The organism is Ramlibacter pinisoli (assembly GCF_009758015.1).
In the GTDB taxonomy this organism is placed as follows: Bacteria; Pseudomonadota; Gammaproteobacteria; order Burkholderiales; family Burkholderiaceae_C; genus Ramlibacter; species Ramlibacter pinisoli.
Window position 1 is genome coordinate 612471 of record NZ_WSEL01000009.1, and the last position, 23095, is coordinate 635565.

The 23095-nt window shown below is 67.9% G+C and carries 22 protein-coding genes; 2 read left to right on the forward strand and 20 right to left on the reverse strand.

Annotation, left to right across the window (positions count from 1 at the left end; translation table 11 throughout):
* Positions 1 to 106: 106 nt before the first annotated feature.
* Positions 107 to 868, reverse strand: coding sequence for an alpha/beta fold hydrolase (locus GON04_RS17425; protein ID WP_338050999.1), 762 nt, complete (start codon positions 866 to 868; stop codon positions 107 to 109).
* The gene (locus tag GON04_RS17430) at positions 865 to 1869 is read right to left on the reverse strand and encodes a M14 family zinc carboxypeptidase (protein WP_181653629.1); all 1005 of its coding nucleotides are present in this window, start codon (positions 1867 to 1869) and stop codon (positions 865 to 867) included. Before GON04_RS17430 ends, GON04_RS17425 begins: the two co-directional genes overlap by 4 nt.
* Positions 1870 to 1963: 94 nt before the next feature.
* Here GON04_RS17430 and GON04_RS17435 point away from each other — a divergent pair, with 94 nt between their 5' ends.
* Positions 1964 to 2107: a hypothetical protein gene (locus GON04_RS17435; protein WP_157399307.1), complete on the forward strand. Its 144-nt coding sequence runs from the start codon at positions 1964 to 1966 to the stop codon at positions 2105 to 2107.
* Here GON04_RS17435 and GON04_RS17440 read toward each other — a convergent pair.
* From GON04_RS17440 to GON04_RS17460, 5 genes are all read right to left on the reverse strand, one after another.
* Positions 2104 to 2646 (reverse strand): MOSC domain-containing protein, encoded by a 543-nt coding sequence (locus GON04_RS17440; protein WP_157399308.1) that lies wholly within the window; start codon positions 2644 to 2646, stop codon positions 2104 to 2106. The genes GON04_RS17435 and GON04_RS17440 overlap by 4 nt on opposite strands.
* Positions 2646 to 3980 (reverse strand): phosphoglucosamine mutase, encoded by a 1335-nt coding sequence (glmM, locus tag GON04_RS17445; protein ID WP_157399309.1) that lies wholly within the window; start codon positions 3978 to 3980, stop codon positions 2646 to 2648. Before glmM ends, GON04_RS17440 begins: the two co-directional genes overlap by 1 nt.
* Positions 3977 to 4831, reverse strand: a complete 855-nt coding sequence (gene folP / locus GON04_RS17450; RefSeq protein WP_157400741.1) for a dihydropteroate synthase — start codon at positions 4829 to 4831, stop codon at positions 3977 to 3979. The genes glmM and folP overlap by 4 nt, the downstream gene beginning before the upstream one ends.
* Positions 4832 to 4908: 77 nt before the next feature.
* Entirely contained in the window at positions 4909 to 6819 is a 1911-nt protein-coding gene (gene ftsH, locus GON04_RS17455; protein WP_157399310.1) for an ATP-dependent zinc metalloprotease FtsH, read from the reverse strand.
* Between the two features lie 505 nt (positions 6820 to 7324).
* Positions 7325 to 7984, reverse strand: a complete 660-nt coding sequence (locus GON04_RS17460) for an RlmE family RNA methyltransferase (RefSeq protein WP_157399311.1) — start codon at positions 7982 to 7984, stop codon at positions 7325 to 7327.
* Positions 7985 to 8020: 36 nt separating this feature from the next.
* On the opposite strand from GON04_RS17460, the gene GON04_RS17465 reads away from it, so the two are divergent.
* Positions 8021 to 8494 (forward strand): YhbY family RNA-binding protein, encoded by a 474-nt coding sequence (locus tag GON04_RS17465; RefSeq protein WP_157399312.1) that lies wholly within the window; start codon positions 8021 to 8023, stop codon positions 8492 to 8494.
* Here the strand turns inward: GON04_RS17465 and GON04_RS17470 are convergent.
* From GON04_RS17470 to rseP, 13 genes are all read right to left on the reverse strand, one after another.
* Positions 8472 to 8924, reverse strand: a complete 453-nt coding sequence (locus tag GON04_RS17470) for a DUF4149 domain-containing protein (protein WP_157399313.1) — start codon at positions 8922 to 8924, stop codon at positions 8472 to 8474. The genes GON04_RS17465 and GON04_RS17470 overlap by 23 nt on opposite strands.
* Positions 8921 to 9400 (reverse strand): transcription elongation factor GreA, encoded by a 480-nt coding sequence (gene greA / locus GON04_RS17475; RefSeq protein ID WP_157399314.1) that lies wholly within the window; start codon positions 9398 to 9400, stop codon positions 8921 to 8923. Before greA ends, GON04_RS17470 begins: the two co-directional genes overlap by 4 nt.
* A 115-nt stretch (positions 9401 to 9515) precedes the next feature.
* On the reverse strand, positions 9516 to 12767 hold the full coding sequence (gene carB, locus GON04_RS17480; protein WP_157399315.1) for a carbamoyl-phosphate synthase large subunit: 3252 nt from the start codon (positions 12765 to 12767) through the stop codon (positions 9516 to 9518).
* A 2-nt stretch (positions 12768 to 12769) separates the two neighbouring features.
* The gene (gene carA, locus GON04_RS17485; protein WP_181653630.1) at positions 12770 to 13939 is read right to left on the reverse strand and encodes a glutamine-hydrolyzing carbamoyl-phosphate synthase small subunit; all 1170 of its coding nucleotides are present in this window, start codon (positions 13937 to 13939) and stop codon (positions 12770 to 12772) included.
* 175 nt (positions 13940 to 14114) lie between these two features.
* The gene (locus GON04_RS17490; protein WP_181653631.1) at positions 14115 to 14867 is read right to left on the reverse strand and encodes a TrmH family RNA methyltransferase; all 753 of its coding nucleotides are present in this window, start codon (positions 14865 to 14867) and stop codon (positions 14115 to 14117) included.
* Positions 14864 to 15517 carry a ribonuclease HII gene (rnhB, locus tag GON04_RS17495; protein WP_157399316.1) on the reverse strand — a complete coding sequence of 218 codons (654 nt, stop codon included), beginning with the start codon at positions 15515 to 15517 and terminating at the stop codon, positions 14864 to 14866. The genes GON04_RS17490 and rnhB overlap by 4 nt, the downstream gene beginning before the upstream one ends.
* Positions 15489 to 16625 carry a lipid-A-disaccharide synthase gene (gene lpxB, locus GON04_RS17500; protein ID WP_157399317.1) on the reverse strand — a complete coding sequence of 379 codons (1137 nt, stop codon included), beginning with the start codon at positions 16623 to 16625 and terminating at the stop codon, positions 15489 to 15491. The genes rnhB and lpxB overlap by 29 nt, the downstream gene beginning before the upstream one ends.
* Positions 16626 to 16628: 3 nt before the next feature.
* Positions 16629 to 17420, reverse strand: a complete 792-nt coding sequence (gene lpxA / locus GON04_RS17505) for an acyl-ACP--UDP-N-acetylglucosamine O-acyltransferase (RefSeq protein WP_157399318.1) — start codon at positions 17418 to 17420, stop codon at positions 16629 to 16631.
* 4 nt (positions 17421 to 17424) lie between these two features.
* Positions 17425 to 17862: a 3-hydroxyacyl-ACP dehydratase FabZ gene (gene fabZ, locus GON04_RS17510; protein ID WP_157400745.1), complete on the reverse strand. Its 438-nt coding sequence runs from the start codon at positions 17860 to 17862 to the stop codon at positions 17425 to 17427.
* 2 nt (positions 17863 to 17864) lie between these two features.
* Entirely contained in the window at positions 17865 to 18839 is a 975-nt protein-coding gene (gene lpxD, locus GON04_RS17515; protein WP_181653632.1) for a UDP-3-O-(3-hydroxymyristoyl)glucosamine N-acyltransferase, read from the reverse strand.
* Between the two features lie 7 nt (positions 18840 to 18846).
* Positions 18847 to 19356: an OmpH/Skp family outer membrane protein gene (locus GON04_RS17520; protein WP_157399319.1), complete on the reverse strand. Its 510-nt coding sequence runs from the start codon at positions 19354 to 19356 to the stop codon at positions 18847 to 18849.
* A complete protein-coding gene (gene bamA / locus GON04_RS17525) occupies positions 19356 to 21653 on the reverse strand; it encodes an outer membrane protein assembly factor BamA (protein WP_157399320.1) in 2298 nt (765 codons plus the stop codon). The genes GON04_RS17520 and bamA overlap by 1 nt, the downstream gene beginning before the upstream one ends.
* Positions 21654 to 21710: 57 nt before the next feature.
* A complete protein-coding gene (rseP, locus tag GON04_RS17530) occupies positions 21711 to 23084 on the reverse strand; it encodes an RIP metalloprotease RseP (protein WP_157399321.1) in 1374 nt (457 codons plus the stop codon).
* Positions 23085 to 23095: the final 11 nt, after the last annotated feature.

Sequence of the window (23095 nt, forward strand, 5' to 3'; positions counted from 1 at the left end):
TCCTGTCTGGATGCCCGACAGTGTGCGAACGGCCGGTGACTCGACCGTTGCAATTGGATGGCAGTTCGATGACCGCGGCGCCCGGCGCGGCCGGCGCACGGCGCATTCACCGCGGCGCGTGGCGGCCCTGCGCGCCCCACCACTGCGCAACCTGCTCGATCACCCACTGCGGATCGTCGAGCGGCAGGTCATGTCCGGCCCACGGGTGCTCGCGCAGTGGCACCTGCCAACCGCGAGCCAATCCGCGCGAACAGGCCGGGTCGACCAGCCGGTCGCCCGCCGAAGCGAGGACCAGCAGTGGCACCGGGGGTGGCGAAGCAGGGGCCCGGTAGCGGGCCGCCGCCCACAGCTGGCGCCAAGCTGTCCCGGCGCTCACCGGGCGGCTGCGCGCGATCGCGATCCAGCGGGCCACCTCCTGTGCGTGCTGCTGCGGACGCGCGCTCGTGATCGACAGAATCCGTTGCTCGCGCATGGCGGTGTCCATGCCGGCCAGCATTCGGACCACGGTCGGGTAGTGCACGGGTCGCAGCCGGCGCCAGAAGGGGCTATGACCGCCGGCGCTCGTGTTCACGAGCACGCAGCCAGCGACCTGGCCCGGAGCCTGTCGGCACCACTCGATGGCGACCATGGCCCCGAGCGACAGCGCCAGCAACACCGTGGGACCGTCGTGCGGCGGCAGTGCCTGCCGGCAGTGCTGGGCCAGGGCCGCGACGTGCCAGGGAGCCGTCTCGCCACGACGGGCTCCGCTGCCCGGCAGGTCGATCGCCGCGACGGCGCCGCCGGTCGCCGCGGCCAGTTCCGGGCCGAAGCTGCCCCAGTGCGCCGCCTCGCGCGTCAACCCGCGCAACAGGACCCAGCGCACGGTCACCGGTACCACCGCTCGACGGCGGCCTGGCGGTGGCGCTCGCGATCATCCCCAGGTGGCAGCCACTCACGCGCCGCCAGCCCGGCGCGGACGAGGAAGTCGAACAGCGGAAAGTGTCGGCGCAACACACGTTGTCGCCGATGCAGCAGCACGGGATTGAACAGCCCGGCGCGCGACAGCAGCTGTCGGGGATTCTTCTTGACCCACAGCCACGATCCCATCTCCAGCGTCATCGGCAGGAACACGCCGGGGCCATCGCTCGATTGGAGGTAGAGATGGTCCCAGAGGTCGCCGTGCGCCAGGTACTGCCGGCTCTGCGGCTCCACGACATAGGGATGGTTGGGATGCGACTCCTCGAATGCGAGCTGGAGCGCGTGCATCTCCGCCAGGTGCGCGATGGCGCGCCGGCTGTGCGCGAACGGGAACCACAGGCGATCGCGCAGGCCGAAACCGGAGTGGCAGTCCAGCACCAGGCTGCAGGGCCGCGCCTGCAGTTCACGCGCCACGCAGGCACACAGCGCTGCGCTCTCGGGCTCCATCGGGGCGCCCAGCCGGCCGCGGTACCAGGGCAGGCCGGCGCTCGTGCGCTGCCCGCCCACCAGGGGCGGCACGGGATCAAGCGCATCGACGGGCGCATTGCGCATCAGGTCGACGCCGGCGGCGTTCGCCCGGGTCCCCCGCAGCATGCCCTCGGGGTTGACGATGGGCATGAACACGAGCCGGACCTGCTCCAGCTGCCGGTGCAGCGTCGCGTCCCATCGCAACCGCGCCACCAGGCTGTGCAGCCAGGCGATCACGACCTGCGAGCCGATGCGCTCCAGGCCATGGACACCGCCGAAGAAGCCCACCGCCGGGACGTCCGGCGCCGGATTGCCGAGCGCCACGGTGTAGACCGGCAGTGCACGGGGCCCCGCCGAGGCTGTATGCCTCACCTCCAGGTGGGAGCCGCCGATATCGAGCACGCGCTGCAGGTCGTCGAGTTCGGGCAAGGACGTCGCGGTCACCCGGCCAGCTTAGAAGGTCGCAGCGACACCGCCGTGACATGAAAGTGCCACCTGCGCCGGCTAGGGTGGCGCGGTGCAGACAACGGGCGCGACCATGTTCCAACGCCAATTCCCGCTTCAGTTCCTGGCTGTCCTCCTGGCATTGGCTGCCGGCGTGGGCGAACTGGTGGCGTTGCAGGTGTGGCGGGTGCGCGACCGGATGGCCGGATCGGGATCCGGATCGCGCTGGACGACCTAGACGGGCTCCAGCGCCCGGTGTTCGCCAGCCGGCAAGTCGACGGCGATGGGATCGCCCACGCGCACCTCGCCGCCCTGGAGCACCACCGCCATCACGCCGGCCTTGCGGACCAGCCTGCCCTGCGCATCGCGATCGAGCACGGCGGCCATCAGCCCCGGCTGGAACTTGTCGATCTGCGAGCACGGATTGCGCAACCCCGTGAGCTCGATGGTGGCCTGGCTGCCCAGCCGCAACCGCGTGCCGGCCGGCAGCGCCAGCAGGTCCAGGCCGCGCGTGGTCACGTTCTCCCCGAGCTCGCCCGGCCAGACCGCGAATCCCTTGGGCAGCAGCTCGTCGAAGAGCTCGATCTGCAGCAGGTGGACCTGGCGCAGGTTTGGCGCCGAGGGATCGCGCCGCACGCGGGAGCGGTGCTGCACGGTGCTGCCGGCGTGCGCATCGCCGGCGACCCCCAGGCCGGCCACCAGGGTGACGGCGTCTTCTGCGAACTTGCCGAAGCTGTGGCTCGCGCTGCGATGGACCGCAGCGACCTCGCCGTGCATCAGCCAGCCTGGATGGCGTCCGCCAGGGCCGTGGCCCCTTCCTTCGCCAGCGCGCCGTCATCCGCCTCGACCATGACCCGGACCACCGGCTCGGTGCCGCTCGGACGGATGAGGATGCGGCCGCGCTGGCCCAGGCGCTTCTCGAGTTCGGCGCGCACCGACGGCAGCGCCTTGGCGGCGGCCCAGTCCTGGCCGGCCTGCAACCGCACGTTGAGGAGGACCTGCGGGTAGAGGCTGACGCCGGCGAGCAGCTGTGCCAGGCTCTTGCGGCCGCGCACCGCTGCCTTGAGGACCTGCAGTGCACTGATCAGGCCGTCGCCGGTGGTATGCCTGTCCAGCGCGAGCAGGTGGCCGGAGCCCTCTCCGCCGAGAATCCAGCCGCGCCGCTCCAGCTCCTCCAGCACGTAGCGGTCGCCGACCTTGGCGCGGACGAACTCCACGTCGCGCGCTCGCAGCGCCTTCTCGACCGCCATGTTGGTCATCAGCGTGCCGACCACGCCCGGCACGCGCTCGCCGCTGTTCTGCCGGTCGGCGACCATCAGGTAGAGCAGCTCGTCACCGTTGTACAGGCGGCCCTCGGCGTCGACCAGTTGCAACCGGTCGGCATCGCCGTCGAGTGCAACGCCGAAATCCGCACCGCGTTCACGGACCGCCTGGACCAGCGCCTCCGGGTGCGTGGCGCCGCAGTCGCGGTTGATGTTGAGGCCGTCCGGCGCAATCCCGATGCCGTGCACCTCGGCGCCCAGTTCATGGAACACCTTGGGGGCGATGTGGTACGCCGCCCCGTTGGCGGCATCGACGACGATGGAAACGCCCTTGAGCGTCAGGTCGTTGGCGAAGGTGCTCTTGCAGAACTCGATGTAGCGGCCGGCGGCGTCGTCGAGCCGCCGTGCCTTGCCCAGGTTGGCCGAATCGGCCCAGGCGGGCGGGTCGTTCAACGCGGCCTCGACGGCACGCTCCCACTCGTCGGGCAGCTTGGTGCCTTGCGCGCTGAAGAACTTGATGCCGTTGTCCGGGTACGGGTTGTGGCTGGCGCTGATGACGACGCCCAGGCTGGCGCGCTGGGCACGCGTGAGGTAGGCCACGCCGGGCGTCGGCAGTGGCCCGAGCAGCACGACATCGACGCCGGCCGAGTTGAAGCCCGATTCCAGCGCGCTCTCGAGCATATAGCCGGAGATCCGGGTGTCCTTGCCGATGAGCACCGTGGGCCGCTCTTCCGACCGCTTCAGCACCCGTCCGACGGCATGGGCCAATCTCAGCACGAAATCGGGGGTGATGGGCGCCTGCCCGACCGTGCCGCGGATGCCGTCGGTGCCGAAATACGTCCTGCTCATGCTGTCATGCTCCCTTCCACTTCGTCGTTGTGATGGGTCGCCGCCCACACCTTCAATGCCGCCACCGTGTCGTGGACGTCGTGCACGCGCACGATGCGTGCGCCGCGCTCGACCGCCAGCACGGCCGCGGCCACGCTGGCCGCCACCCGGTCGTTCACCGGCAGGCCGGTCACCTGCCCCAGCGATGACTTGCGCGACCAGCCGGCCAGCAAGGCATGGTCGCCGTCCAGGAGCTCCCGCTGGCGGGCGAGCAGCGCGAAGTTCTGCGCCACCGTCTTGCCGAAGCCGATCCCGGCGTCCCAGACGATCCGGTGAGGTGCCACGCCGCGTGCCGCCAGTTCCTGCGACCGCGCCGCCAGGAAATCGCGCACCTGAGGAACCGCATCGCCTTCCATCGGAGTGCGCTGCATGGTCTGCGGCTCGCCGTGCATGTGCATGAGGCAGACGCCGCAGGACGGGTGGGCCGCAACGACGTCGACAGCGCCGGGTTGCTGGAGCGCCCAGATGTCGTTCACGATGTCCGCACCCAGGTCCAGCGCCTGGCGCATCACTTCGGGCTTGTAGGTGTCGACCGAGACGGGGACCCCCATGGCCACCGCTTCGCGCAGCACCGGTAGCAGGCGCGCAAGCTCCTCGTCCAGCGCTACAGGAGGTGTGCCAGGCCGGCTGGATTCACCGCCGAGATCCAGGATGTCCGCGCCCTGCGCGACCAGATGCTCGCAGTGGTCGATGGCTTGTCGGGTCTGGCGATAGCGACCACCGTCGGAGAACGAATCGGGCGTGATGTTGACGATGCCCATCACGCGCGGACGCGCCAGGTCGATCCGGTAGCGGGCGGTCTGCCAGTGCATAGGAGGACGATTGTGCGCCAGCCCGACAAGCAAAAAGGGCCCCGGAGGGCCCTCTTGCTGCTGGCAGACTGGCTCTTTCAGGCTGCCGTGGGCGTCGGGTCCGTGGCCACGGGGCTGCCACCGGAACCGCCGCCGGACGACGGGCTGCGCGGTGTGAAGTCCTTCGGCGGACGCGGGTCCTTGCCGGCCATGATGTCGTCGAGCTGCTCGGTGTCGATGGTTTCCCACTCCAGCAGCGCCTTGGCCATGGCATGCATCTTGTCGCTGTGGTCCTCGATGAGCTTGCGGGCCAGGCTGTACTGCTCGTCGATGATGCGGCGCACCTCTTCATCGACCTTCTGCATGGTCTGCTCGGAGATGTTGGTGGTCTTGGTGACCGAGCGGCCCAGGAACACCTCGCCCTCGTTTTCGGCATAGACCATCGGGCCCAGGGCATCGCTCATGCCGTAGCGCATGACCATGTCGCGCGCCAGGTGGGTGGCGCGCTCGAAGTCGTTGCTCGCGCCGGTGGTCATCTGGTTCATGAACACCTCTTCCGCGATGCGCCCGCCGAACAGCATGGCGATCTGGTTGAGCATGTACTCGCGGTCGTAGCTGTAGCGGTCCTGCGCCGGCAGGCTCATCGTGACCCCCAGCGCGCGGCCGCGCGGGATGATGGTGACCTTGTGCACGGGGTCGCACTTGGGCAGCAGCTTGCCGATGAGCGCGTGGCCGGACTCGTGGTAGGCCGTGTTGCGACGCTCCTCCTCGGGCATGACCATGCTCTTGCGCTCGGGGCCCATCAGGATCTTGTCCTTGGCCTTCTCGAAGTCCTGCATCTCCACGACGCGGGCGTTGCGACGCGCGGCCATCAGGGCGGCCTCGTTGCACAGGTTGGCGAGGTCGGCGCCCGACATGCCGGGCGTGCCGCGGGCGATGATGCTGGCGTTGACGTCCTGGCCGATCGGAATCTTGCGCATGTGGACGTTCAGGATCTGCTCGCGGCCACGGATGTCCGGCAGGGTCACGTAGACCTGGCGGTCGAAGCGGCCGGGGCGCAGCAGGGCGGCGTCCAGGATGTCGGGCCGGTTGGTGGCGGCCACGACGATCACGCCCAGATTGGTCTCGAAGCCGTCCATCTCGACCAGCATCTGGTTGAGGGTCTGCTCGCGCTCGTCGTTGCCGCCGCCCAAGCCGGCGCCACGCTGGCGCCCCACGGCGTCGATTTCATCGATGAAGATGATGCAGGGGGCGTTCTTCTTGGCGTTCTCGAACATGTCGCGCACGCGGGCCGCACCCACGCCGACGAACATCTCGACGAAGTCGGAGCCCGAGATCGAGAAGAACGGCACCTTGGCCTCGCCGGCGATGCCCTTGGCCAGCAGCGTCTTGCCGGTGCCGGGGGGGCCGACCAGCAGCAGGCCACGCGGAATGCGGCCACCCAGCTTCTGGAACTTCTGCGGGTCCTTGAGGAAGTCGACCACTTCCTTGACTTCTTCCTTGGCCTCGTCGCAGCCGGCGACATCGGCGAAGGTGATCTGGTTGTTGTTCTCGTCGAGCATGCGGGCCTTGCTCTTGCCGAACGAGAACGCCCCGCCCTTGCCCCCGCCCTGCATCTGCCGCATGAAGTAGATCCAGACGCCGATCAGGAGCAGCATCGGGCCCCAGCTCACGAGCAGCGTCATGAGCAGCGAGCCCTCCTCGCGGGGCTTGACGTCGAACTTGACCCCGTTGTTGATGAGGTCACCGACCAGGCCGCGATCCAGGTAGGTGGCGGTGGTGCGCACCTTGCGGTCGTCCGTCGTCATGGCCACGATCTCGGTGCCGCCCTGGCCTTCCTGGATCACGGCGTTCTTGATGCGCCGGCCCCGCACTTCCTCCAGGAAGTCGGAGTAGCCCATGACGCTGGCGCCAGCCGCGCCCCGGGTGTCGAACTGCTTGAACACCGTGAACAACACGAGCGCGATGACGAGCCAGACGGCTATTTTCGAGAACCACTGATTGTTCAACTCAGACTCCGGATGCGGTACTTGGGCCAGTTACGGCTCATTCTAGGGGTTTCAAGTCGTGGAATGTTTCCCCCGGGGACTGCCCCCGGGCTGACTGAACAGCCGGCCTGCCTGAAATCGCACCGGCTGGGCGTTCGATGCACTGCTCGCCCAAAGGTTGCAAGCAAGGGGCGCCTCGTGCAGGTGCCGGTCCGCATCGCCGCGGAAAATCCAATGCCCGACAACCGACTTCCAGTCAAGCTGATGCAGGCCTTTTCAGGACCGAATTTGCCTGACTGTGAACTCGACCGCACTTGAGGATAGGCAGAACTCCCGATCTCGGGTTCCCCAATTCTTGTCACCGCAAACGAAACATTCCTGCTCATTTCGCGGCCCGGGAGCGCTCCGTCCCCAACCGACTCCACCAATCTCACCCTTTGTTGCCAAATGCTGGGGCGTGAAATAGTCGTCAGCACCCGCGTCAGCACCGAAAAACGTGACCAGAAGCCGCCGCTGAGGGCCTGAATCAGCGGCCCTTGGGGCCGATGCCCACCAGGAAAGTCTCCGAGGACTTGTCCCGCGAGGCCTTGGGCTTGATCGGCTTCACGATCCGGAAGCTTTCCTTGAACAGCTTCACCAGCTGGCTGTAGCCGCTGCCGTGGAACACCTTGCACACGAGCGCGCCGTCCGGCTTCAGGTGCAACTCGGCAAACGCCACGGCCAGCTCCACCAGATGCGCGATCCGGGCTGCGTCCGCCGACGCGATGCCCGACAGGTTGGGCGCCATGTCCGAGACCACCACGTCCGCCTTGCGCCCCGCCACCACGGCTTCCAGCTGCGCCAGCACCTCCGGCTCGCGGAAATCGCCCTGCAGGAAGTTGACGCCTTCGATCGGGTCCATCGGCAGGATGTCGAGCGCCAGGATGGTGCCGTCCAGTGCGCCCACGGCGGCGCCCTGGGGCGACAGCTTGCGGCGCACGTACTGGCTCCAGGCGCCCGGCGTCGATCCGAGATCGACCACCAGGTGCCCCGGCCGGATCAGGCCGAGCTGCTCGTCGATCTCCTTGAGCTTGTAGGCCGCGCGCGCCCGGAAGCCCTCCTTCGCCGCGAGCTTCACGTAGGGGTCGTTGACGTGGTCGTTGAGCCAGGCCTTGTTGACCTTCTTGCTCTTGGTCTTGACTTTCAAGGAAGTGCCTTCCGCCTGCGATCGATAATACCGGCCATGCCAGCCATCCAACTCTCCATTGCCGAACGCAAGGTGCACCGCGCCGAAGCCCACCACCTCGGCCCCGTGGTCATGATCGGCAACGACGGCCTCACGCCGGCCATCGTCAAGGAGACCGACGCCGCACTGTCCGCCCACGGCCTCATCAAGGTGCGGGTGCTCGGCGACGATCGCGCCGCCCGCGACGCCATGTACGACCAGCTGGCCGACCAGCTGAACGCCGCCCAGATCCAGCACATCGGCAAGCTGCTGGTGCTGTGGCGCCCCAAGCCCGCCAAGTCCAAGGCAGCCGACGAGGACCGCATGCCCGGCCCTCGCGACGTCAAGGTCCTGAAATACAGCAAGCGAGGCGGACAACGCCCCGAAGTACGCACCCTGCGCGTGCTGGGGAACCAGCGCCTGACGCCCGGGGGCCAGGTCAAGCGGGCCAAGCCCAAGCAGAAATCGGTCAAGAAGGGTCGCCTGGACTGACGCCGGCGCGGCCGGCTTCGCCGGTCGCCTTCCACAGCACCACCAGGGCGCAGGCCCACTGCAAGGCGAACATCGCGGTCCCGGCCCCGTGCCAGAGCCGCAGGTTCTCGCGCGCAACGATGCGCGGAGCCACCGCGAACTCGGCCAGCAAGGCCAGCAGCAGTCCAGCGAGCGTGAAGCCGAGCGCACCTCGTGCCCAGTCCATCCGTGGCGCCTCGCCACGCTGGCGCGACGCCATCAGCACGACCACGCCGCAACCGAGCGACACCCAGGTCTGCGCACTGAAGAGCCTGGCGGCCGTCTGGCCAGCCAGGGCTGGCGTGGGGAGGTTCGCGAAAAGCAAGGGCACCGCCAGGAAGCCGATGGCACTGAGGCTGCCCCACCACAGGGCCGCCGCCAGCACGGGGAGCCGGTGCCGCCAGGTGCTCATCCGACGTAATGCACCGCCACGATCTCGTAGCGCTTGATGCCGCCCGGCGCCTGCACTTCGGCGGTATCGCCCTCTTCCTTGCCGATCAGCGCCCGGGCGATCGGGCTGGAGATGTTGATCAGGCCTTCCTTGAGGTCGGCCTCGTCCTCGCCGACGATCTGGTACTTGACCTTGTCGCCGGACTCTTCTTCCTCCAGCTCGACCGTGGCGCCGAACACGACCCTGCCGCCCGCGTCCAGCTGGGACGGATCGATCACCTGCGCGGCGGCCAATTTGCCCTCGAGTTCGCGGATGCGTCCCTCGATGAAACCCTGGCGATCCTTCGCCGCGTCGTACTCGGCGTTCTCCGAGAGGTCGCCCTGTGCGCGCGCCTCGGCAATGGCATTGATCACCCAGGGACGCTGCACCGTCTTCAGCTCATGCAGTTCTGCCTTCAGTTTCTCGATGCCGCGCTTGGTGATGGGAATGGTTGCCATGTCTGTTCCTCATGCTCGCAAAAGCAAACCGCCGGACGTTGCCGACCGGCGGTGTGTTGTTCGGTCTGATGATACCCAAAAGTTCCAGCCCGGCCGTCCGGCCGGGGGCCGGCCGCTAGCCCAGCTGGGCGTGCAGTTCCTGGACCGAGTAGACGTCGAGGTTGTCCATGTATTTCATGCCCTCGACCGCCGCCTCGGCGCCGGCGATGGTGGTGAAGGTCGTCACCCGGGCGAGCAACGACGATGTGCGGATCGCCCGCGAGTCGGCGATGGCGTTGCGGCGCTCTTCCACGGTGTTGATCACCATGCAGATCTCGTCGTTCTTGATCATGTCGACCACGTGCGGCCGCCCCTCGGTGACCTTGTTGACCGTCCCGCAGGGAATGCCCGCGGCGCCGATGGCCGCGGCGGTGCCCTTGGTCGCCACGACGTCGAAGCCCATGCCGGCCAGCTGCCGTGCCACTTCCACGGCACGCGGCTTGTCACTGTTCTTGACGGTCAGGAACACCTTCTTGACGGCATCCGTCGGCCGCGGCAGCTTGGTTCCGGCTCCGAGCTGGCTCTTGACGAAGGCCTCCCCGAAGGTCTTGCCGACGCCCATCACCTCGCCGGTGGACTTCATTTCCGGACCGAGGATGGTGTCCACGCCCGGGAACTTGACGAACGGGAACACGGCCTCCTTCACGCTGAAGTACGGCGGCGTCACCTCGGCTCGGATGCCCTGCGACTCGAGCGACTGGCCCACCATGCAACGCGCGGCCACCTTGGCCAGCTGGATGCCGGTGGCCTTGCTCACGTACGGCACGGTGCGCGAGGCGCGCGGATTGACCTCCAGGACGAAGATGACGTCCTGGCCGTCGATCTGCTGGATGGCGAACTGCACGTTCATCAGGCCCACGACCTTCAGGGCCTTGGCCATGGCGGCCGTCTGGCGCTTGAGCTCGTCGACCGTCTCCTTCGACAGCGAGTACGGCGGCAGCGAACAGGCCGAGTCGCCCGAGTGCACGCCGGCCTGCTCGATGTGCTCCATCACGCCGCCGATGAAGGTGCGCTGGCCGTCCGACAGGCAGTCGACGTCGCACTCGATCGCGTCGTTGAGGAACCGGTCGAGCAGCACCGGGGAGTCGTTCGACACCTTGACGGCCTCGCGCATGTAGCGCTCGAGGTCGCGCTGCTCGTGGACGATCTCCATCGCACGGCCGCCCAGCACGTAGCTGGGCCGCACGACCAGCGGGTAGCCCAGCGCCTGCGCCTTTTCCAGCGCCTCGGGCTCGGTGCGGGCGGTGGCGTTCGGCGGCTGGCGCAGGCCCAGCTCCTGCAGCAGCTTCTGGAACCGCTCGCGGTCCTCGGCGGCATCGATCATGTCGGGCGAGGTGCCGATGATGGGCACGCCCTCCGCCTCCAGCCCGAGTGCCAGCTTCAGCGGTGTCTGGCCGCCGTACTGCACGATGACGCCGGTGGGCTTTTCCTTGTCGACGATCTCCAGCACGTCTTCCAGCGTCAGCGGCTCGAAGTAGAGCCGGTCCGACGTGTCGTAGTCGGTCGACACCGTCTCCGGGTTGCAGTTGACCATGATGGTCTCGTAGCCGTCCTCGCGCAGGGCGAGCGCGGCATGCACGCAGCAGTAGTCGAACTCGATGCCCTGGCCGATGCGGTTGGGCCCGCCGCCCAGCACCATGATCTTCTTCTTGTTGGTCGGCAGCGCTTCGCACTCGTCCTCGTAGGTCGAGTACATGTACGCGGTGTTGGTGGCGAACTCGGCGGCGCAGGTGTCCACGCGCTTGTACACCGGGCGCACGCCCAGCTTCTTGCGCAGTTCGCGCACGGCCTTGTCGGTGGTCTTGAGCAGCTTGGCCAGGCGGCGATCGGAGAACCCCTTGCGCTTGAGCAGGCGCAGCGTACGGGCGTCGATGGAAGCCAGGGTGCCCTCGCCCTTTTGCGCCACCAGCTTGTCCAGCTCGAGCTCGATCTTCACGATCTCCTCGATCTGCACCAGGAACCACTTGTCGATCTTCGTGAGGTCGTACACCTCGTCGACCGACAGGCCCTGCGCGAAGGCGTCGCCCACGTACCAGATGCGCTCGGGGCCGGGCTCGCCCAGCTCCTTCTCGAGCACCTCGCGGTCCTGGGTCTTCTCGTTCATGCCGTCCACGCCGACCTCCAGCCCGCGCAGGGCCTTCTGGAACGACTCCTGGAAGGTGCGGCCCATGGCCATGACCTCGCCCACCGACTTCATCTGCGTGGTCAGGTGCGCGTCGGCCTGCGGGAACTTCTCGAAGGCGAAGCGCGGGATCTTAGTGACGACGTAGTCGATCGAGGGCTCGAAGCTGGCCGGCGTGGCCCCGCCCGTGATCTCGTTGCGCAGTTCGTCGAGCGTGTAGCCGACGGCCAGCTTGGCGGCGACCTTGGCGATGGGAAAGCCCGTGGCCTTGGAGGCCAGGGCCGACGAGCGCGACACGCGCGGGTTCATCTCGATCACGACCATGCGCCCGTCCTTGGGATTGATCGCGAACTGCACGTTGGAGCCACCGGTGTCGACGCCGATCTCGCGCAGCACCGCCAGCGAGGCGTTGCGCATGATCTGGTATTCCTTGTCGGTGAGTGTCTGGGCCGGCGCCACGGTGATGGAGTCGCCGGTGTGCACGCCCATGGGATCGAGGTTCTCGATCGAGCAGATGATGATGCAGTTGTCCGCCTTGTCGCGGACCACCTCCATCTCGAACTCCTTCCAGCCGAGCAGCGATTCCTCGATCAACAACTCGTTGGTGGGCGACGCTTCCAGGCCGCGCTTGCAGATGACCTCGAATTCCTCGGCGTTGTAGGCGATGCCGCCGCCCGTGCCGCCGAGCGTGAAGCTGGGACGGATCACGGTGGGGAAGCCCACGGTCTTCTGGACCGTCCACGCTTCTTCCATGGAATGCGCGATGCCCGAGCGAGCCGACCCGAGGCCGATCTTGGTCATCGCCTCCTTGAACTTCTGGCGGTCCTCGGCCTTGTCGATCGCGTGCGGCGTGGCGCCAATCAGCTCGACCTTGTGCTTGTCCAGCACGCCGTGGTGCCACAGGTCCAGCGCGCAGTTCAGCGCCGTCTGGCCGCCCATGGTGGGCAGGATGGCATCGGGCTTTTCCTTGGCGATGATCTTCTCGACCGTCTGCCAGGTGATGGGTTCGATGTAGGTGACGTCGGCCGTGGCCGGGTCGGTCATGATCGTCGCCGGATTGCTGTTGATCAGGATGACCTTGTAGCCTTCCTCGCGCAACGCCTTGCAGGCCTGCACGCCCGAGTAGTCGAACTCGCAGGCCTGGCCGATGATGATCGGGCCGGCCCCGATGATCAGGATGCTCTTGATGTCTGTGCGCTTGGCCATGGTTACTTTTTCGTCTGGTCCATCAGGCCCGTGAACTTGTCGAACAGGTAGCCGATGTCGTGCGGACCCGGCGAGGCCTCGGGATGGCCCTGGAAGCAGAAGGCCGGCTTGTCGGTGCGGGCCAGGCCCTGCAGCGTGCCGTCGAACAGCGACACGTGCGTGGGGCGCAGGTTGGCCGGCAGCGTCTTCTCGTCGACCGCGAAGCCGTGGTTCTGGCTGGTGATGGAGACCCGGCCGTTGTCGAGGTCCTTCACCGGGTGGTTGGCGCCGTGGTGGCCGAACTTCATCTTGAAGGTCTTGGCGCCCGAGGCGAGCGCCAGGATCTGGTGGCCCAAACAGATCCCGAAGGTGGGATAGCCGTCCTCGACCAGTTCGCGCGTGGCATCGATGGCGTAGTCGCACGGCTCCGGGTCACCCGGGCCGTTGGACAGGAACACGCCGTCGGGATTGAGCTTGCGCACCTCGGCGGCCGGGGTTTTCGCCGGCACGACGGTGACCTTGCAGCCGCGCTCGGCCAGCATGCGCAGGATGTTCTTCTTCACGCCGTAGTCGAAGGCGACCACGTGGTACTTGGGCTGGTCGAGGCGGCCGTAGCCCGCCCCCAGCTGCCACTCGGTCTGATCCCAGCCATAGGACGCGTCGACGGACACCACCTTGGCCAGGTCCAGGCCATTCATGGCGGGCGCCTTGCGCGCTTCGGCGACGGCCCGCTCGACGTGCGCGGGTGTCACTTCCTGGCCGGCGGACAGCGCCAGGATGCAGCCGTTCTGCGCGCCCTTGGTGCGCAGCAGGCGGGTCAGCTTGCGGGTGTCGATGTCGGCGATGCCGACGGTGTTCTCGCGCTGGAGGTATTGCGAGAGCGTGAGGCTGGTGCGGAAGTTGGATGCGACCAGCGGCAGGTCGCGGATGATGAGGCCGGCGGCGTGGACCTTGCTGGCCTCCACGTCCTCCTCGTTGACGCCGTAGTTGCCGATGTGCGGATAGGTCAGCGTGACGATCTGCCGGCAGTAGCTGGGGTCGGTGAGGATTTCCTGGTAGCCGGTGATGGCCGTGTTGAACACGACCTCGCCGGAGGTGGAGCCTGCGGCCCCGATGGAACTGCCAAGAAAGACCGTGCCGTCCGCGAGTGCCAGGATGGCGGGAGGCTGGGCTCCCTGTTGAGACAAAAGCACTGGGTTCTCCGGATGGTGACGGGTACGCCCAAAACGCGGCCGAAAGCTGGGCTTCCGGTGTAGCTTTTGTTCAGGGGAGTGGCTTGGCGGCGCTCGGCGTACGAGTTTGCGGGAAAGCCGCTGATTATAGCCTGCCGACGCCCCGCTACCGTCGAGGCAGCCGCAACGGAATCGCTCAGGCGGCGTTGCCGGCCGCGCTGGCGTGCAGGCAGATGGCCGCGGCGGCGGCGACGTTGAGCGATTCCTCGCCACCGGGCTGCACGATGCGCACGGCCAACGCCGCGCGGGTCGCCACCTCGGGCGACACGCCCTGCCCCTCGTGGCCGAACACCCAGGCGCAGGGCCAGGGCAGCTCGGCGGCGTGCAACCAGTGGCCCGCGTGCGAACTCGTTGCCAGCAGAGGCAGCTGCAAGGTATCGAGCGAATCGGGGCCAGCCGCATCGAACAGGCGCAGGCCGAAATGCGCGCCCATGCCGGCACGCACCACCTTGGGCGACCACAGGGCCGCCGTGCCCTTCAGGGCAATGACCTGGCGGAACCCGAACGCCCCGGCGCTGCGCAGGACGGCACCGACGTTGCCGGCGTCCTGCAGCCGGTCCAGCACCACCGTCGGCGCCCGGGGGTCGACGGGCAGCGCCTCCGGGATACCGATCACGAAGCCCATCGCCGCCGGCGATTCCAGCCCGCTGAGGCTGCGAAAGAGTACGTCCGCCAGCACCAACTCCTGCGCTGCCGGCAGCCGCAGGTCGCTGCGGCAGGACTCGGAATAGACGGCCAGCTGCGGCTGCACGCCGCGCTGCAGGGCGGCCCGGCAGAGGTGGTCGCCCTCCAGCCAGATGCGACCCTGCCGCCGCCAGGCCGTGCTGTCCTGCGCCAGCAGGCGCAGGACCTTGTACTGCGGGTTGGCGGCCGAGTGGATGACCGTCACGACGGCGTGACGGTGACGCCACCGCCAGGCGACAACGTCATGGTGGCGGCGACCGGGCTGAAGTACCGGCGGTGGTGGCGGCAGGCGCCATGCAAGCGCAAGGCTTCCAGGTGTTCGGGGGTGCTGTAGCCCTTGTGCGCGGCAAAGCCGTACTGCGGGAATTCCTCGTGCAGTTCCTTGCACAAGCGGTCGCGGTGCACCTTGGCCAGGATGGAGGCGGCCGAAATCGACTTCACCTTGGCGTCGCCGCCCACGATGGCTTCGGCCAGCACCTCGATGCGCGGAAGCGCATTGCCGTCGACCAGCACCTTGGCCGGCTTCAGGCGCAAGCCCTCGACCGCCCGCTTCATGGCCAGCATGGTCGCGTGGTAGATGTTCAGCCTATCGATCTCTTCGACCGACGCCTGGGCGATGGACAGGCACAGGGCTTTCTCGCAGATCAGGTCGTACAGGCGGTCGCGCTGCAGCGGCGTGAGTTGCTTGGAATCGGCCAGGCCCCGGATCCGCTTGCTGTCGTCGAGGATGACCGCGGCCGCCACCACGGGACCGGCGAGCGGGCCACGGCCGGCCTCGTCGACCCCGGCCATCAGGCCAATGGGGTCCCAGGGCAGCTTGACCTGCTCAACCTTCGATGACTTGCTGGATCGCATCCGTTGCCAATGTTGCGGTGTCGCGCCGCAGGCGCTGGTGCAGTTCGGTGAACGTCTGCTGCACGGCCGCCATTCTGGCAGGAGCGTCCAGCCATTCCAACAATGACGTGGCCAGGGCCTGGGGGGTCGCGTCGTGCTGCAGCAACTCCGGCACGACGAACTGCTCGCACAGGATGTTGGGCAGGCCGACCCAGGGCTGAAGCTGCTGGCGGCGCATCATGTGCCAGCTGATCGTGTTCATCGCGTAGGCGATCACCATCGGCCGCTTGAACAGGGCTGCCTCGAGGGTGGCCGTCCCGCTGGCGATCAATGTCACGTCGCACGCGGCGAGCGCCAGGTGCGACTGTCCGTCGAGCACCTTGACTACTCCTGCGAGACCGGCTGCCTGGACTGCAGCATCGATGGCGGGGCGCAGGGCGGGCAATGCCGGCACGATCCATGTCACGGCCGGGCGCGAGCGGCGGACCAGGGCCGCCGCGTCCAGGAAGCGCCGAGCCAGGGCATGGATCTCCGACTTGCGGCTGCCCGGCAGGATGGCCACCACTTCGCCGTCGACCGGAAGGCCGAGCGCCACGCGTGCCGCGGCCTTGTCGGCCTCCATCGGGATGACGTTGGCCAGCGGATGCCCGACATAAGTTGCCGCCACTCCATGACGGGCCAGCAGGTCTGGCTCGAACGGGAAGATGCACAGGACGTGGTCGCAGGCACGCCGGATCTTCTCGATGCGCTCCGGACGCCAGGCCCAGATCGAGGGGCAGACGAAATGCACCGTGCGCAGGCCCGCCGCCCTCAGGTCCACCTCGAGGTCGAGGTTGAAATCGGGCGCGTCCACGCCGATGAACAGCTGCGGCCGCTCGCGCAGCAGGCGCTCCCGCAACTGCCGGCGGATGCCCACGATCTCCCGGTAGTGCCGCAGCACCTCGACATAGCCGCGCACGGACAGTTTGTCGTGCGGCCACCAGGCCTGGAAACCGTTCTCGGCCATCCTGGGGCCGCCGATGCCGGCGGCCTGCAGCCCGGGCCAGCGCTGCCTCATGCCGCCGAGCAGCAGCCCTGCCAGCAGGTCACCGGATGCCTCGCCCGCGACGAGCGCGACGCGCGGCTCCATGGGTCAGCGCACGATGCCGCGCTGCGGCGACACGCGCGCCAGGAAGTCGAGCATGGCCGTGACGTCGGGCGCGGCCTCCGGGGTGGCCGCGGCCAGGTCGGCGATGCGCTGCTTGGCCTCTTCGAGCGTGATGCCGTCGCGGTAGAGGGCCTTGTGCATGGCCTTGACGGCGGAGACCCTCCCCGCCGAGAAGCCGCGGCGCCGCAGGCCCTCGAAGTTCATGGAGCGAGCCTGGGCCGGCTGGCCCTGGCTCATGACGAACGGGGGCTGGTCGGCGAATAGCAGCGAGCACATCGCCGTCATGGCGTGGGCGCCGATGCGCACGAACTGGTGCGCCACGGTGAACCCGCCCAGGATGACCCAGTCGCCCACTTCCACGTGCCCTGCGAGCTGCGAGTTGTTGGCGAAGATGGTGTTGTCGCCCACGATGCAGTCGTGCGCGAGGTGCACGTAGGCCATCAGCCAGTTGTCGTTGCCGACACGGGTGACCCCGCCGCCACCGGGCGAACCGATGTTGAAGGTGGTGAACTCGCGGATGGTGTTGCGGTCGCCGATGACCAGCTCGCACGGTTCGCCGGCGTACTTCTTGTCCTGCGGAATGCCGCCGAGCGACGCGAACTGGAAGATGCGGTTGTCGCGGCCGATCGTCGTGCGGCCCTCGATGACCGCATGCGGCCCCACCGTGGTGCCGGCGCCGATGCGCACTTCCGGGCCGATGACGGCGTACGGACCGATGGTGACCGACGCGTCGATCTGCGCGCGCGCGTCGACGATGGCCGTGGGATGGATCGCCATCCGCTCAGCCCACCTGCCGCATGGTGCACATGAGCTCGGCCTCGCAGGCGACCTCCTCGCCCACGCGCGTCACTCCCTTGAACTTGTAGATGCCGGCCTTGGAGCGCAGCAATTCGACGTCCATCACCAGCTGGTCGCCCGGCTCCACCGGCCGCTTGAAGCGGGCGCCGTCGATGCCGGCGAAGTAGTACACGGTGTTGTCGTCGGGCGTGACGCCCTGGGTGGCGAACGACAGCAGCGCAGCCGCCTGGGCCATGGCCTCGAGCATCAGCACGCCCGGCATCACCGGCCGGTGCGGGAAATGGCCGGTGAAGAACGGCTCGTTGATCGTGACGTTCTTGATGGCGCGGATGCTCTTGCCGAGCTCCACCTGCAGGACACGATCGACGAGCAGGATGGGATAGCGGTGCGGAAGCAGCTTCAGGATCTGGTGGATGTCCATCGTCATGGAAATTTCTTCTCGAGCGACCGGACGCGGTCGCGCAGGGCGTGCAGCTGCTTGAGCGAGGCAGCATTCTTCTCCCACGACGCATTGTCGTCGATGGGGAAGATGCCGGTGTAGTGGCCGGGCTTGTGGATGGAACGCGAGACCAGCGTGAACGAGGAGATGTGCACGTGGTCGGCGATGGTCAGGTGGCCCAGGATGCCGGCGCTCCCGCCGATGGTGCAATGGGCCCCGATGATGGCGCTGCCCGCGATGCCCGCGCAGCCCGCGATGGCCGTGTTGCGGCCGATGCGGACGTTGTGGCCGACCTGGATCAGGTTGTCGAGCTTCACGCCGTCCTCGATCACCGTGTCGGCCAGTGCGCCGCGGTCGATGCAGGTGTTGGCACCGATCTCGACGTCGTCGCCGATGCGCACGGCGCCGAGCTGCTCGATCTTTTCCCAGGCGCCCTGGTTCGGCGCGAAGCCGAAACCGTCGGCGCCGATCACCACGCCCGGATGGAGGATGCAGCGCGCCCCGATGGTGCAGCCCTCCCCCACCGTCACCCGCGACTTCAGCACGGTGCCCGCTCCGATGCGCGCGCCGCGCTCGACGACGCACAAGGGGCCGATGCGCGCGGACGGATCGACGACTGCCTGCGGATCGACGACCGCGGAGGTATGGACGGCCGGGCCGGTGTCGGCCGGCGCACTGCGCGCCTTCCACAGCCGCGTGACGCGGGCGAAGTACAGGTATGGGTCGTCGGCCACGATGGCCGGTCCTCGCGCCACGGCGGCCTCGCGCATGGCCGGCGACACGATGACGCAGGTCGCACGGGTGGCGGCCAGCTGCTGCTGGTACTTGGGATTGCTGAGGAAGCTCAGCTGGGTCGGCGTGGCCGACTCCAGGGGTGCCAGGCCGTCGATCGCGGCCTCGCGCGGACCGTGCAACTCGCCGCCGAGCGAGTCCACCAGATCGCCCAGTCGGAGTTGCACGAGGGCCTCACCGGGCGGCGTTGAGCGCCTTGATCACCTTGTCGGTGATGTCGTGCTTGGGATTGATGTAGACCGCTTCCTGCAGCACCAGGTCGTACTTCTCGGCCTCGGCGACCTGCTTGACGATGCGGTTGGCGCGTTCGAGCACCTGCTGCAGTTCCTCGTTCTTGCGGGCGTTCAGGTCTTCCTGGAACTCGCGCCGCTTGCGCTCGAAATCGCGGTTCTGGTCGATGATCTGGCGCTGCCGCTGCTGGCGCTGGCTTTCCGACAGGGTCGGCGCCTCGCGCTCGAACTTGTCGGCCTGGCCCTTGAGGCCGGCGGCCTGGTCGTTCAGTTCCTTCTCGCGCTTGGAGAATTCCTGCTCGAGCTTGGCCTGTGCCGCCTTGGCACTGTTTGCTTCGCGGAAGATGCGATCCGTGTTGACGAAACCGACACGGAAGTCCTCGGCCCAGGCGGGCACGCTGAACGCCAGCAGGCTCGCGAGCACCCACGCGGAAGGACGGATGATGGACTTCATCAGAATGAGGTTCCGATCTGGAATTGAAGTTTCTGGATTCTATCGCCAGCGAATTTTCGCACTGGCTGGGCAATCGCGAAGCGCAGCGGACCGATGGGCGAGATCCAGGAGATGCCGGCGCCGACAGAAGCCCGCAGTTCCTTGAGTTCGACGGGATCGAATTCGCCGTACACGTTGCCGATGTCCGTGAACCCGAACAGCCGCAGCGTGCGGTCGTTGCCGGCGCCAGGGAACGGCACGTACAGCTCGGAGCTCAGGGTGATCTTGCGCGTGCCGCCGATCACGGACCCCGTGATGTCGCGCGGGCCCAGCGTGCTCTGCTCGAAGCCACGCACCGACCCCAGGCCGCCGGAGTAGAAGTTCTTGAACACCGGGAACGGACGCCCCGACAGGCCCTTGCCGTACCCCAGTTCGCCGTTGAAGGCGATGGTGTACTGCTTGCTCAGGGGGATGTACTGCTGGTACTGGTAGTTGGCGCGGACGTAGCGGTTGTCGCCGATCAGCCCCAGCTCGCCGTTCAGGCGTTGCAGCCGGCCGTTGGTGGGGGCCAGTGCGCTGTCGCGGCTGTCGCGGGCCCAGCCCACCGTGAACGGCAGCGAGTTGCTGGTGAAGCCACCGATCTTGGCCGCATAGAAAAGGTAGGCCGCCGGGATGTTGGTGCCCGGGTCGATCTCCAGGCGTTCGGCGTTGGCACCGAAGAACACCGTGTCGAACTCGCTGAACGGGATGCCGAAGCGCATGCCCAGGCCGGTGGTGGCCAGGGAGTAGTTGCCGCCCTGCGTCTCGTACGGCTTGGCATTGCGGTGGTACAGGTCGACCGTGCGCGAGACACCATCCTGCGTGAAGTACGGGTTGGTGTTGTTCAGCGCGATGACGCGGTTGTACTTGCTGGTGTTGACGTCGATGCCCAGGTACTGGCCGGTGCCGAACGCGTTCTCCTGCTTGATGCCGAAACCCAGCGTCACCTTTTCTGCCGACGAGAAGCCGGCCGAGAGGCTCAGGCTGCCGGTGGGCTTTTCCTCCACCGTGACGTTCAGGTCGACCTGCTCCGGCGCGCCCGGCACGTCGACGGTCTCGATGTTCAGGCTGCGGAAGAAGCCGAGGCGGTCGACGCGGTCGCGCGACAGCTTGATCTTGTCGCCGTCGTACCAGCTCGACTCGAACTGGCGGAACTCGCGCCGGATCACTTCGTCGCGGGTGCGGTTGTTGCCGGCGATGTTGACGCGGCGCACGTAGGCGCGGCGGGACGGGTCGGCCACCAGCAGCAGGTTGACGCGCCCGGTGGAGCGGTCGATCTCCGGACGCGCTTCGACGTTGGCGAACGCATAGCCGAAACCGGCGAAGTAGTCGGTGAACGCCTTGGTCGTCTCGGCCACCTCGTTGGCGTTGTAGGCCTCGCCGGGACGGATCCTCACCAGGGTCTTGAACTCCTCGTCCTTGCCGAGGTAGTTGCCCTCCAGCTTGACCCCGCTGACGACGAAACGGTCACCTTCGGTGACGTTGATCGTGATCGAGATGTCCTGCTTGTTCGGCGAGATCGCGACCTGGGTCGAATCGATGCGGAACTCGAGGTAGCCGCGGCTGAGGTAGTACGAGCGCAGCGCCTCCAGGTCGGCGTTGAGCTTGGGGCGCGAGTAGCGGTCGGACTTGGTGTACCAGGACAGCCAGCCACCGGTGTCCAGGTCGAACAGGTCGCGCAAGGTGCCTTCGCTGAAGGCCTTGTTGCCGACGATGCGGATGTCCTTGATGCGCGCCAGGTCGCCTTCGGTGACCGTGAAGGTCAGGTTGACGCGATTGCGTTCGGCCGGCGTGATGGTGGTCACCACCTCGGCGCCGTAGAGGCTGCGGCTGATGTACTGGCGCCGCAGTTCCTGCTCGGCCCGGTCGGCCAGCGCCTGGTCGTAGGGGCGTCCCTCGGTCAGGCCGATGTCGCGCAGCGCCTTGCGCAGCACGTCCTTGTCGAATTCCTTGATGCCGACGAAGTCGACGTCGGCCACCGTGGGCCTTTCCTCGACGATCACGACCAGCACGCCGTCGTTGACTTCCAGGCGCACGTCCTTGAACAGGCCCAGCCCGAACAGGGAGCGGATCGCGGTGGAACCCTTCTCGTCGGTGTACTGGTCGCCCACGCGCACCGGCAGCGAGGCGAACACGGTGCCCGGCTCCACCCGCTGCAGGCCCTCGATCCGGATATCACGAACGGTGAAGGGGTCGATGGCCCATGCCTGGGCCGCGAACAGCGCGGCGACGACACCCGAGACGGTGCGAGCGCGGATGCGCCTGAATTGTTGTTTCATCGAATCGAGAAGATGCCCCGCTGGCCCCGGGCTGGCTGCGGCAGGCCGTTGTTATGGTCAACCGAAGAGACGGGTGACGTCGTTGAACAGCGCAATCGACATCATCACCAGCAGCAGCGCCACTCCACCGCGCTGCAGCCTCTCCATCCACGCGTCCGAGACACTGCGCCCCGTCACCGCCTCCCAAAGATAATACATCAGGTGCCCCCCATCGAGCACCGGGAGAGGCAGCAGGTTCAGCACGCCGAGGCTCACGCTGATCATCGCCAGGAACACCAGGTACTGCACCAGTCCGAGGCTCGCCGACTTGCCCGCGTAGTCGGCGATCGTGAGGGGGCCGCTCAGGTTCTTCAGCGACGCCTCGCCGATCACCATGCGGCCCATCATGCGCAGCGTGAGCAGCGACACATCCCAGGTGCGCTGCACCCCCTTCCATAGGCCGTCGACCGGTCCGGAACGCACTTCCACCATCTCGGGCGGCGCGCCCACGAACGCACCGACCCGACCGATGGCCCGGCCCGCGTCGCTGGCCACGTCCGGCGTGACCTCCAGTTCCATCGCGCGGCCGGCCCGCTCGACACGCCAGGTGGCCGTCGTGGCGCTCCCGCCCTGAGCCTGGCCGCGGATCCATTCGCGCAACTGCTGCCCGTCGACCACCGTCAGGTCGCCGACACGCAGCACCAGGTCGCACTTGCGCAGGCCGGCCCGGTCGGCCGCGCCGCCGGCCACCACGTCGCCGAGTTCGGGGCGCGTCAACGGACCCAGCAAGCCGATCCGGCGGAACAGTTGTGTATCGGCATCCGGTTGCGCCAGCCCGCTGAGGGCCAGGACCACCTCGCGCCGGGCGCGCCGACCGTCGTCGACCACCTCCAGCCGCAGGTCCCGGCCGTCGAGGGCGCCCCGAGTGAGCAGCCAGCGGACCTCCTCGAACGAGCGCACGGGCGCCAGCAGGTCGTCGTCGAACGCCGCCTGCTCGACCCGCTCGCCGCCCCGCAAGCCCGCCTGCTCGGCGACCGATCCGGCAACCGGCGCCGCCAGCACCGCGCGCGGCTCGAGAACGCCCCACCAGTTGACGACGGCATACAGCAGCACCGCCAGCAGCAGGTTGGCCGCCGGTCCGGCGGCCACGATGGCCGCCCGCGACCGCAGCGGCTGGGTGTTGAACGCCAGGTGCTTCTCGTCCGGCGCCACCGGCCCCTCGCGCTCGTCGAGCATCTTCACGAAACCGCCGAGCGGGAAGGCGCCGATCACGAACTCGGTGTCCTGGCCGGGCCGCTGCTTAGCCGGCTTCCAGCGCCAGACGGTCTTGCCGAAGCCGACCGAGAAACGCAGCACCTTGACGCCGCAGGCGACCGCCACGCGGTAGTGGCCCCATTCGTGGACCGCGATGAGCAGCCCCAGGGCGACGAGGAAGGAGACGATGGTGAGCATGGGACCTCCTG